The following is an 11,431-nucleotide window of genomic DNA, read 5'->3' as shown; positions in this document are numbered from 1 at the left end:
TGTGCGTCTAACACGATGTTGCCCGTTGCCCCAAGGATAGAGGAGACCGTTGTGGTATGCGATTGAGATGTATCGGACGATTTCTCATGCAAAAAGCCACTTGAAGACGATTGTGCTTGCTGATCCAAGTGTTCTTGGGCGCCTTTGATAGTAATCTTTCCCCCAGAGTGAATGGTAATATCCGCTTGTTTCTGTTCTCCTGGTGCTTTCTCTCCTGACGTTTCCTCTGCCTTACCGGCTACGAGCATCGAGGCTACAACTTCCGTGTTGTTTCCGGAATCAATGGCAATGCCTTCACCCCCTGTTATGCTTGACCCCACAACTTGGCTCACATCCATCTTGTTATGCTCAGATTTGCTGCTACTAAACACCCCACCGTCTTTGTGATACGACATCTCATAATGTAAGCTATCCTCTGCATTATTGATCAGGACATCGTTGCTGGCTTTCAGCCCTACCTTGCCATCAGCCGCAATGGAACTACCTGTAATGCTAAGATCATGCGGTTTGCCATCCTGCCCTGCAATGACAGTGGTATCACCTCCCGATTTTATCGAAGAGCCAACGGCATGAGAGGCTTGCATATCCACTTTCGTGTTTTTGCCCTGAAGATGATACTCCATCTCATCGTTTCTCACCCCTATTGTTATCTCCCCTTGGGCACCAAGACCAACATTGCCCTTGGCATCTATATCGGAAGCAGCAATATGGATATCTTGACCTGAGATGACAGTGGTATCTTTTCCAGAACTTAAATGAGAGCCATTGTGCACGGCAACATGAGAGGTTTGATCCCCGCGATGACTATTGGCACTGTTGCGTGTGGCATCAATCGAAACATTCCTCTCAGCTTGCAAGAGAAGTTTATCCGTTGCTTGAACATCAGAGCCTAAAATATTCAAATCTTTTCCAGAGAGAAGTGGGCTTGATGTACTTTGAAAAATATTTATTTAAAACAAATGTGTGAATACACAACAACAAGTGTATTCCGTTTAGGGCGTTCTGTTTTGCATGAGGAGTATGATCCCATTAAGAAATGCAATAAACAAAAACGTAAAGCTAAATTAAAAGAAGATGATAAAGTTGGAAACTAGTTTTTCTCTTTGTAACTTTATATTCTTCCCCAATGAGGCTGTATTCCCGTTTCAGAACTTACTCTAACAGATATATGTAGTATGCTCGCTCTAATCTAGCATATAAAAGTAGACTAAAGTTCGCCACTGGTTATGATATTGTCCTATTTCTGAGATTAATTAAATACTTTTCACTTAAGTGTAAAATGATAGCCGTAATATAATATTTTATGTAATAAGTAGTTATAAAATTACTGCATACTACTAATTCGCCTTTTATAATATAAAACTTTTTTAAGCCTTATAATACAAAATGATACAAATAAAAAATAAAAGAGATTAAGAGAAATAAAATAGAGAGCTAATAAAATAAAGGCCCCGTTAAACGAGGCCTTAGTATTTTTTGTGCTAATAATTTCATTTTTACGAAATTAGAATTTGTAAGCGACACCTACACGGAAGTCATTGGTTTTGTAGTTGAATTCACGTGTATCGTTGGCGAATTTCTTTTTACCAAAATCGGAGTAACGGTATTCTGCACGTAAAAGAACGTTGTCGGTCATTGCAAAGTCAACACCGCCGCCAATAGTGAAACCAACCATTGTCTTCGTGTCATCAGCCCAAGTACCACCAGTCAAATCTACATTTTGCTTAATTGATGGGTTTTCAACCACATCAGCTTTCTGTTCAACTTTAACTCTCTCTCCTTTTCCTGTAACTGATTGAATACCCTGTACCTGCGCATAGGCAATACCACCAGCAACATAAGGCATAATACGGTCAACAGCAGCAAAACCGATACGAACGCGTGTAGCACCAGACCATTTTTCTTTGTAACTGTGCTTTTCCGTTACCTTGTCACCTATTTCAAACCGTTGCTGATCTTTTAATTCAACCTTAGCTTTTTCAAGGGCATTATTAAAAAATGCCACATCTTCTTTAGTAAGAGTCAATTCACGGGCTGTTTTTGATTCTTCACGGTCTGCCCAAACTGCATCGGTTTCAACACCGAGAATGAGACCATTTCCAAGGTCTACGTTAGATCCGGCATAAATCCCACCCATGAAACCAGAAGGACTAGGTGTGTTATCTTTTTTGACAAGTTCTTTATCTTCTCCTGGAATAGTTACTTTAGTTTTACTCGAAAAGTTACCAACTTGACCACCAAGATAAAAGCCTGTCCAAGAAAACGAAGGGGCTGCTGCGATAACTGCTGGGGCTGTTTCACGAGGGATCACAACGTCAGCAGCTTGTGCTGCAGAAGCTGAAATTAAAGCGGCAATAGAAGTTGCTATTAAAGATTTTGTATTCATAATTTTGCTCCTAAATTAACTACAAAACAACCTTACAAGATTATAAATAGAAAAGCTGTAGTAAAAATGTCACAGTCGTACAAATAAAAGCCCAGAAAACAGCGCTTTTGTAAAAGTCAATATCTTTTGGAAATTTAATTTTTTATTAATACTTTTTATTCATAATTGCACTTTTGATGAAATTAGAACTTGTAAGCGATACCTACGTGAAAGTCATTGGTTGTGTAGCCTAGTTTAAGGTAATACTTTTTATATTCCTTCTTACCAAAGTCTGAGTAACGGTACTCCGCACGAAGCAGAACATGATCTGTCATCGCGAAATCTATACCACCACCAAGGGTGAAACCCTCCATCGTTTTTATTTTATCAAATACTGTAGCAGAAACTTCTTTACTTGGCTTACCCATTTGCCAATTTTGTTTGTTCCTGAAACTTTACCAACACCCTGTATTTGCGTATAAGCAATACCATCAGCCACATAAGGCATAATACTGTCAGCGACGGAAAAACCAACACGAACCCGTGTTGCACCAGACCATTTTCTTTGAAACCAATGCAATACACTGCTGTGTCACCCTTTTGAAACTTTTCATTTTCATCCAATGTGACACCAGCATCTTTAAATTCATCATTAAAATCATCAAATTCATCAATCACAAGAATCTTTGAGACCGTCTTCGTCTCTCCTCAGTCTGCCCAGACTGCATCGGTTTCAACACCTAGGACATTTCTAAGATCTACGTTGGAACCTAAAATAAATACCACCTATGAAACCTGAAGGCTTAGGTAGTGCATCTTTATCTGAAGTTTTTTTCTTTTGTCTCTAAATCAAATACATAAACTTTGACTTGAAAAGTTGCCAACTTGACCACCAAGATAAAAACCTGTCTAAGAAAACGAAAGAGCTATGATAACTGTTGGAGCTTTTTTACGAGGAATGACAATATCAGCAGCTTGTGCCGCAGAAGCTGTAGTCATAGCGATAACAAAAGTTGTTACTGAAGATTTTATATTCGTAAACTTTGCTCCTCATTTATTTACGAGCACAGTATTATACGACTACAAAAAAACGCTGTAGTAAAATGATACAATCATAGGAAACGAAAGCTGACGCAAGATAAAGTCATTTCATAACTTCACGTTTCACAAGAAATTGTAAATTATGAATACGTATAATTCATTGATTTTACCGCGTAATTATTGTCTCTCGTTTATAAAAATCTTTTTAAGGAAATCTGAATAATATCTTTTACTCCCCTAATAAATATAGGGTATGTGATAATATAACAACAGAAAAGAATAGAGGCCCTGTCTTTGACAGAGCCTCTTGGAAGTTTATTTCGTTGTTGACGAAATTAGAATTTGTATGCAACACCAACACGGAAATCATTGGTTTTGTAAGCTACTTTATCCCCGTTCTTTACAAATGCTTTTTTACCATAGTCTGAGTAACGATATTCTGCACGCAACAGAACATTGTCTGTCATTGCAAAGTCAATACCACCACCTACAGTGAAACCAACCATCGTTTTTGATGCATCAGAAACGGTAGCAGTACCAATATCTGCATTATTTTCATCTTTTACCTTAATCGAATCAACTTTTTGTACCTGTGCATAAGCAATACCACCAGCAACATAAGGCATAATGCGATCAACGGCTGCAAAACCAACACGAACGCGTGTAGCACCAGACCATTTTGCTTTTAGAGAAACGCTATTCATCTTTTTGCTTGTCGCCGTGATAGAGGTTTTATTTTTTCCTGAAGCATAATTAGGTTTGAGTTTGTCAAAAGTCTCATCATAACCTGCTCCAACAGTTTCCGCAGCGCGGTCTTTTGATTCTTCGCGGTCTGCCCAGACGGCATCAGTTTCAACACCTAGAATGAGGCCATTTCCAAGATCCACATTGGAACCTACATAGATACCACCCATGAAACCAGAAGGCTTAGGCATCCAATCTTTGTCACTAATTTTATTGTTCGTCGCTGAATCGTATACATCAACTTTACTTGAAAAGTTACCAACTTGACCACCGATATAAAAGCCTGTCCAAGAAAATGAAGGGGCTGCTGCGATGACTGCTGGGGCTGTTTCATGAGGGATGACAACATCAGCAGCTTGTGCTGCAGAAGCTGCCGCTATAGCGATAACAGAAGTTGTTACTAAAGATTTTATATTCATAAACTTTGCTCCTAATTTATTTATGAGCACAGTGCTACAAGATTACAGAAAGAAAAGCTGTAGTAAAAATGATACAGTCACAGAAAATGGAGGGCACATCCCAGACAAAATTGCTTCATAGCTTGATTTTGTACGAGAAACCTAAAGATTATATATATAAATAACTTATTGATTTTTAAATGTAATTTTTGTTTGTTGTCTATGATTTTTTTTAAAAAAATCTGAATAATATCTTTTCACATCCACAATAAATTATGTGTTGTGTGATAATATAGCAACAAAGAATAACAAAGGCTCTATCTTTGACAGAGCCTCTGTTATTTTACTTACCATCTTTTAAAATTTGTAAGCAACACCAACACGGAAGTCATTGGTTTTGTAAGATGTCTCATATTTATCATTTGAGAATTTCTTTTTACCAAAATCTGAGTAACGATATTCCGCACGGACAATAACGTTATTGGTCATGGCTAAATCAACACCAGCACCAAGCGTGTAACCAACAAGGGTCTTTGTTTCATCAGACAGAGTACCAGAAGCTATTACTTTATCTGAATCTTTCCCTGTTATTGAAATCAATGCACTATCTTGAAGCTGTGTATAGGCGATACCACCAGCAACATAAGGCATAATGCGTTCAGCTGCAAAACCAATACGTACACGTGTCGCACCAGCCCACTTTTCTTTAAAAGTGAAACTGTGGGTTCGTTTATCACCAGGTACAAGCGCATCTTTACCAATATTAATTCCAGATTCTGTTAATATCTTCTTAATATAATTTATGTGATCTGGAAGAATAACATATGTTTTTCCTGTCTTCGTGTCATCTTTATTAGACCACATGATATCTGTATCAACACCTAAAATAAGGCCATTGCCGAGATCAACGTTGGAACCTGCGTAAAAACCACCCATGAAACCAGATAGTTTAGGCAAAAGGTCATCAGGTGCTGGAATCTTTTTTCCGTTACTGAGAATATCCATTTTCGTCTTACCCGAAAAACCACCAATCTGCCCCCCAACATAAAAACCTGTCCAAGAAAAAGTTGGAGCAACAATAACGGGAGCAACAGGTGTTGGACTGGGGGGAACAATAACATCCGCTGCTTGAGCTGCTGAAGCTGAAACAAAAGCGAAAGCAGAAGCTGTTATTAACCATTTCATATTCATATTTTCTCTCCATAGCTGAATATTTATTTGAACACATCATTTCATATAGAGCCCCATCTTCAGATATCTGTAGCAAAAATGATACACTTATAAAAAAAACAAAAAGCCAATCAAAGTACCCTTAATTGCTTGATCTGTAATAAATGAGAATTAAACTATGCCTATGCACAAATGATCTCTTTTCCTCACGTTTTCTCTCCTTTATCATTTTGATAAAAAACTGCGCCACAGTACCCTCCGTGTAAAGCGTGTGCTATTGACATAAAAATATAATATATTGATTTATAATGAAAAAAATATCTTTTATATTAATTCGTCTGCAATATTGAAGATGTTCTTATCTTAAGCCTTTTTATATTAAAGAAACCAAAACCATCCCCCCTGCACCTCACAAACGTGCAAGTGTGTGAATAAATAAAACTATTTAAAAGCTAAAATGCTTCCTATTAATACTCTCAATATTGTAATAGTGAAGACCGTTACAATATTGAGAGCAGCTAAATGTAACTGTTCCATTTAAATTCATACAAACAACGTTTTTAGCTTCATCCTTCCCATAACCAAATGTGAATAGCTCTTTGATTGTTTTTTCATCATTGTAAAGAACGCTTGTAGCGCACATGAACAAGATCTCCACTACCCTATGGACTGCAACAAGATCACATGCAATTTCATTACATTTGCTCTTTGTTTTTAATTTAGGCATTTATTCCTTTTTGACATACTTACCATTTTTTTCTTCTCTCAACCTTATAGTAAAGTCTTTTTCATAGCTTCAGCCTTATTTGTAGGCTATCATTTCATACTCCTTTACAAGACGAAATTGAAAAAATACCTAAAGACAAACAACCGGTATGATAAACATTAAAACTTATATAGAAATCTCCTTAAAGCTGAAAAAATGAGAAATCTTTCTTAAAGTTTTCAAACCACCCCTTGCTTTAAAAATCATGAATTTGGCAGAAAAAATATCCCTCTTTTTCAACTTCAAAACATATATTATACTTCTTAATGTTGTTTTTTCACTTTTTAAAAACTCATTGGACCTCGTGCAAATAGGTTTGGCCGTCCTCTTTTCCCTGGTCTTCTTTTAGGATAATGATCTCTTTTTTTACCAGAATGTAACACAGGTACTAACTTAGCTGCTGTTATGCATTCGCTGTTATTTGTGCAAGAAAGTTCTATCTGAAAAACTTCAGATAATAACTTGCAAAGCTGTTCACCAGAAAAAAAACCTATTGGAGGAACAGTCGAAGATGCTCTCTGTATAAGATTTTGAGACGCTAAAAAACTTGCACCTTGAGCCATAGAGATTGAAGCAAAAGTAGCAAAAGCTGTAATAAAATATTTTATATTCATAAATTTAACCTCATCAAATATTCATAATGGATTTTATCTAGTGCCTTCATTGCAAATTTCCAGAGAAAAATAATGTGTTTATAGATAAAAAGTGAAAATCCTTAAAAATAAAGCTTTGGAGCATTTTGCTTTTAAAATAAAAGCAAATTGCCCTGCTCTGCCAACATAGAAATTACTTATTGAGTAATAAATAAAGGCACAAAGTATCGTCTGAAAATAATAAACTATACGAACTTCATATAATATACTGATTTATAATGATAATTTAGCGTTATTCATATTGACTGAGAACCCTAAATATCATAAGATTCTCTCATTCAAAATCTTTTTCATGTTGAATCAATCAAAACCATTTGTTTGCACGTTATAAGTGGGGAAAGCTGTGTGGATAAAAAACACTAAAAAGACTAAAAATGTCTCTTATGAACCGTACCAAGGGCTACACAACATTGGGAGTTGGCAAAGTGGTGTGATGGTAGCAGCTTGTTACTCCGTAAGCGTAAAAATGAGAGTGCTCAATGAATTTTATATCATATTTTTGGGGGCTTTATCGTTATACCATTCATAAGCGCCGCCGTAAAATGGATTTGGGTGCCGGTTTCTTTAAAAAAGCACATGAATTAGCAACACAAATATATTCCGTTTAGGGCGTTCTGTTTTACACGAAGAACGTAAATCCATTAAAAACATGAGGCAATGCGTAATCTCTATTATTTAACAGACATTGCTTTAAATACTTTTGAAAGTCGTAAAGCCGAATTAAAAATGATGGTAAAGATGAGATTTGGTTTTTACATTTACACATTCATATTCTCCCCCAATTAGGCTGTATACCGGTTGCAGAGATTTAAGTCTTCCAATCACCGTATGTTTCCAGCCTCTCCTCAAAATTGCTTTGTTTCAAATAAAAGCTGTTACAAAAATAAAAAATATGAATTCGCAAAAGTACTTTTATTGCCTAAACTTCAAATGAAATAGCACTTAAGAATTTATTATAATTCTTATCAGAAAAGATGAGAGGATAAAATGTCCATAATGTACAAGCATTTTGTCCTCTCACATCAATAATTAACTCCATTAAAAGCCAATTTTAAAGTTAGCTATGCGCAAAAATATCAACTTCCGCCCATCCTAAAAGATCAAGCCTAGCTCTCATAGGCAAAAATTGAAAGCATGCCTTGGCAACATTTTCTCGCTCTTCACGTCTTAAACGTTCTTCAAATATAACCTTTAAACGATGCAAATATAACACATCCGACGCAGCATATTCAATTTGCGCCTGTGATAACGTTTCTGCCGCCCAATCCGAAGATTGTTGCTGTTTAGAAATATTCACATTCAGCAATTCATTACAAATTTCTTTCAAGCCATGACGATCCGTGTAAGTACGCGTGAGTTTCGAAGCAATCTTTGTACAAAAAATAGCCTCTGGCATAACACCAAATGTATGTGCTAAAATAGCAAGATCAAAACGCCCAAAATGGAATATTTTTACGACTGCTTTATCTTTAAGAAGCTTGACCAAATTAGGTGCATTCTTTTGTCCTTTAGCAATCTGTATAATATCGGCAGTACCATCTCCAGAAGAAAGCTGAACAACGCATAAACGATCACGATGGGGTTGTAATCCTAAAGTTTCGGTATCAATCGCAACAGCATCAGTTTGATAATTATCTAAGTTTGGTAAATCACCTTGATGAACACGAATCTCAGCCATTTACCCTCCTATTTGCTAAAGCTGCAAGAATACGCGCCCAAGACCGCTGCCCCTTATGAAATGATTTTAAATTATACTTTTCATTAGGCGAATGAATACGGTCATCAGCCAGTCCAAAACCAACCAAAAGAGTTTCCATGCCAAGAATTGACCGAAAATCTGCTACAATTGGGATCGAGCCCCCCATGGCTGTCAAGACAGCAGGCACTTCCCACTCTTGTGATAAGGCATCCTTCGCCTCCTTGATAAAAGATGAATCATCAGAAATCTGAAGTGCCGGAGAAGAACCGTGATTCTTAAATTCAACCTTACAATCAGCAGGAATTGAGCTACGTACATAATCACGCAACGCTTGGCGTATTTTCTCTGGATCTTGCTTATGCACCAAACGACACGATACTTTTGCACTCGCTTGAGAAGCAATAACCGTTTTCATCCCTTCCCCTTCATAGCCGCCACTAATACCATTAATTTCCATGGTAGGACGTGCCCATACAAGCTCTAAAATGCTCCGCCCTTTTTCACCAGCTGGAACGGAAAGTCCTATAGGACCAAGAAAATTTTCAGCAGTACAATTAAGCGCATTCCATGATTGTAAAATATGTGGAGGTGTTTCTTCTACTCCATCATAAAAGCCAGGAAGTGTTGCCCTATTATTTTCATCGTGAAGTCCTGCTAAGATTTTCGTTAAAATACGAATGGGATTAGCTGCTACTCCTCCAAAATAACCAGAATGCAAATCACGATTAGCTGCTGTGATAATAATCTCTTCTGCCATAATTCCCCGAAGAGAAAGAGCAATAGATGGAGTATTCGCATCCCACATTGACGTGTCACAAACCAATGCATAATCTGCCTTAAGTTCATCTGTATTTGCTTTTAAAAAAGGAATAAGGGAAGGAGAAGCACTCTCTTCCTCGCCTTCACATAAAATAGTAACTTTAATAGGAAGCTGCCCTGTTTCTTTCTTAAATGCACGACATGCTTCAATAAAAGTCATCAACTGACCTTTGTCATCTGAAGCTCCACGAGCACAAATAACTTTCTCTCCATCTCTCTCTTTTAAAGAAGGTGTAAATGGATCATCCTCCCATAAACTCAATGGATCAACAGGTTGAACATCATAATGTCCGTAAAACAACACATGCAAACAATCATCTGAAGGTCCAGGATGATGCCCAACAACCATTGGATGCCCCGGTGTATCACGGCGTGAAGCCTCAAAACCGATGCTTTTTAAATCCTCTACTAACCAATCAGCTGCTTTACGACATGCATCCTTGTAAGCCGAGTCTGTAGAAATCGATTGAAAACGTAAAAGAGAAAAAAGGCGTTCAAGGCTCTTCTCTATATTTCCATCAAGATGTGTTAGTACTTTATTCAGCATAAAAAAAACCTTTCAAGCCTTGTGTAATTATATTATAGATACGATGACTTTAAGCCTCTTGTAAGATTTTGCAAGACGCCTTATTCATTTTTGACATTGTGAGCAGTAAAAACTTGAACGTCCAGCCTGTAAAATGCGCATAATAGGCGCTCCACATTCCAAACATTGCTTGCCTTCTCGTCCATAAACTGAAAAAGCATGCTGAAAATAACCAAGTGAACCATCTATATGCATATAATCACGTAAAGAAGAGCCACCAGACAAAATGGCTTCAGAAATCACATTGCGTATATTTTGTGCTAAAGAATCTGCAAATTCACGTGCCCGTGCCGTTTGTGATGCCAATGTAAATGCACCACGTTGTGGAGACAAACGACTCCGCCAAAGTGCTTCGCAAACATAAATATTCCCAAGACCTGCAACAATAGACTGATCAAGTAAAACACCCTTGAGAGACATTTTTTTATTAACAAAAGCCTTTTGTAAATAACGACCAGAAAACGAATTACTCATAGGTTCAAGACCTAGCTTATTTAAAAGTGGATGTTCATAAAGCTTATCCGTATCGACTAAAAGCATAAACCCAAAGCGACGCACATCATTATAAATAAGACGATAAACGTCACCATTCTTTGTCTGAATATCCATGACAAAATGATCATGCTTAACCAATTTACTTGTCGTTGAAAAAACTGTTCTTAAAAGATCATTCTCTATACGCCATGAACCAGACATTCCTAAATGGCTTAAAATCGTTTCATTCTGAGAAAGATGAAATAATAAATATTTTGCACGCCGACCAAGTTCTATAATTGTTCTGCCAATAAGGCGCTCAGAAAAAGCCTCAGGAAAAGGAAAGCGCAAATCTCTACGATTAAGTTTGACAGATACTATCTTTGCATCAGTTACAACGGACTCAAGTCCACGACGAACTGTCTCTACTTCAGGAAGCTCAGGCATTACTCTTCTTTAATAATTATACACTTTCCAATCGTATCTCTGATAAATTGACTTCTTCCCACCCCCCTCAAAGAACGAAGACTTCCTCTACATCTACTAAACAAATTCTTGATGAGTGGATTTTACTTGGATTCCTACTCATGTGAATCATTTAACTAAAGGCTTTATGGACAAACCCTGCCTTGAATATATACCACACACTCTAAAATACTTAACGTATCAATGAGGCTTACATCCCACCCCACCTCAAATGAGCGTGTTTTATGGTA

The 11,431-nt window shown here is 37.1% G+C and carries 9 protein-coding genes and 3 pseudogenes; 2 read left to right on the top strand and 10 right to left on the bottom strand.

What is annotated here, in order from left to right; translation table 11 throughout:
- The 3 genes and pseudogenes from ACFILL_RS05200 to ACFILL_RS05190 form a co-directional block, all read right to left on the bottom strand.
- Nucleotides 1-929 (bottom strand): annotated as a pseudogene (locus ACFILL_RS05200) (hemagglutinin repeat-containing protein); the annotation flags it as partial.
- Between the two features lie 575 nt (nt 930-1,504).
- Nucleotides 1,505-2,386 (bottom strand): outer membrane protein, encoded by an 882-nt coding sequence (locus tag ACFILL_RS05195; protein ID WP_375631052.1) that lies wholly within the window; start codon nt 2,384-2,386, stop codon nt 1,505-1,507.
- A gap of 182 nt (nt 2,387-2,568) precedes the next feature.
- Nucleotides 2,569-3,364 (bottom strand): annotated as a pseudogene (locus ACFILL_RS05190) (outer membrane protein).
- Between ACFILL_RS05190 and ACFILL_RS05185 the strand changes: the two are divergent.
- Entirely contained in the window at nt 3,294-3,464 is a 171-nt protein-coding gene (locus ACFILL_RS05185) for a hypothetical protein (protein ID WP_273790651.1), read from the top strand. The pseudogene ACFILL_RS05190 and the gene ACFILL_RS05185 overlap by 71 nt on opposite strands.
- 277 nt (nt 3,465-3,741) lie before the next feature.
- Here ACFILL_RS05185 and ACFILL_RS05180 read toward each other — a convergent pair whose 3' ends face one another.
- From ACFILL_RS05180 to ACFILL_RS05165, 4 genes are all read right to left on the bottom strand, one after another.
- A complete protein-coding gene (locus ACFILL_RS05180; protein WP_273790556.1) occupies nt 3,742-4,569 on the bottom strand; it encodes an outer membrane protein in 828 nt (275 codons plus the stop codon).
- Between the two features lie 336 nt (nt 4,570-4,905).
- Nucleotides 4,906-5,739 carry an outer membrane protein gene (locus ACFILL_RS05175; RefSeq protein ID WP_375631054.1) on the bottom strand — a complete coding sequence of 278 codons (834 nt, stop codon included), beginning with the start codon at nt 5,737-5,739 and terminating at the stop codon, nt 4,906-4,908.
- A gap of 424 nt (nt 5,740-6,163) precedes the next feature.
- Nucleotides 6,164-6,445, bottom strand: a complete 282-nt coding sequence (locus ACFILL_RS05170) for a hypothetical protein (protein ID WP_375643405.1) — start codon at nt 6,443-6,445, stop codon at nt 6,164-6,166.
- 323 nt (nt 6,446-6,768) lie between these two features.
- Entirely contained in the window at nt 6,769-7,098 is a 330-nt protein-coding gene (locus ACFILL_RS05165; RefSeq protein ID WP_273790557.1) for a hypothetical protein, read from the bottom strand.
- A gap of 413 nt (nt 7,099-7,511) precedes the next feature.
- On the opposite strand from ACFILL_RS05165, the pseudogene ACFILL_RS05160 reads away from it, so the two are divergent.
- Nucleotides 7,512-7,946: pseudogene (locus tag ACFILL_RS05160) on the top strand (integrase); the annotation flags it as partial.
- A gap of 248 nt (nt 7,947-8,194) precedes the next feature.
- Here ACFILL_RS05160 and ACFILL_RS05155 read toward each other — a convergent pair.
- From ACFILL_RS05155 to mutM, 3 genes are all read right to left on the bottom strand, one after another.
- Nucleotides 8,195-8,815, bottom strand: coding sequence for a ribonuclease D (locus ACFILL_RS05155; protein WP_273790559.1), 621 nt, complete (start codon nt 8,813-8,815; stop codon nt 8,195-8,197).
- Nucleotides 8,808-10,202: a M20/M25/M40 family metallo-hydrolase gene (locus ACFILL_RS05150; protein ID WP_273790560.1), complete on the bottom strand. Its 1,395-nt coding sequence runs from the start codon at nt 10,200-10,202 to the stop codon at nt 8,808-8,810. The genes ACFILL_RS05155 and ACFILL_RS05150 overlap by 8 nt, the downstream gene beginning before the upstream one ends.
- Nucleotides 10,203-10,286: 84 nt before the next feature.
- Complete coding sequence (mutM, locus tag ACFILL_RS05145) at nt 10,287-11,162, bottom strand: bifunctional DNA-formamidopyrimidine glycosylase/DNA-(apurinic or apyrimidinic site) lyase (RefSeq protein WP_375643403.1); 876 nt, start codon at nt 11,160-11,162, stop codon at nt 10,287-10,289.
- Nucleotides 11,163-11,431: the final 269 nt, after the last annotated feature.

The organism is Bartonella sp. AP20NXHL, assembly GCF_042196165.1.
Taxonomy (GTDB): domain Bacteria; phylum Pseudomonadota; class Alphaproteobacteria; order Rhizobiales; family Rhizobiaceae; genus Bartonella.
The sequence above is the reverse complement of the archived record's forward strand: the minus strand, read 5'-3'. Positions and strand labels throughout refer to the sequence as shown.

Excerpts from the sequence above, each read along its gene's own strand:
- ACFILL_RS05195 (WP_375631052.1), bottom strand. The coding sequence starts at position 2,386 with ATGAATACAAAATCTTTAATAGCAACTTCTATTGCCGCTTTAATTTCA.
- ACFILL_RS05185 (WP_273790651.1), top strand. The coding sequence starts at position 3,294 with ATGATAACTGTTGGAGCTTTTTTACGAGGAATGACAATATCAGCAGCT.
- ACFILL_RS05180 (WP_273790556.1), bottom strand. The coding sequence starts at position 4,569 with ATGAATATAAAATCTTTAGTAACAACTTCTGTTATCGCTATAGCGGCA.
- ACFILL_RS05175 (WP_375631054.1), bottom strand. The coding sequence starts at position 5,739 with ATGAATATGAAATGGTTAATAACAGCTTCTGCTTTCGCTTTTGTTTCA.
- ACFILL_RS05170 (WP_375643405.1), bottom strand. The coding sequence starts at position 6,445 with ATGCCTAAATTAAAAACAAAGAGCAAATGTAATGAAATTGCATGTGAT.
- ACFILL_RS05165 (WP_273790557.1), bottom strand. The coding sequence starts at position 7,098 with ATGAATATAAAATATTTTATTACAGCTTTTGCTACTTTTGCTTCAATC.
- ACFILL_RS05155 (WP_273790559.1), bottom strand. The coding sequence starts at position 8,815 with ATGGCTGAGATTCGTGTTCATCAAGGTGATTTACCAAACTTAGATAAT.
- ACFILL_RS05150 (WP_273790560.1), bottom strand. The coding sequence starts at position 10,202 with ATGCTGAATAAAGTACTAACACATCTTGATGGAAATATAGAGAAGAGC.
- mutM (WP_375643403.1), bottom strand. The coding sequence starts at position 11,162 with ATGCCTGAGCTTCCTGAAGTAGAGACAGTTCGTCGTGGACTTGAGTCC.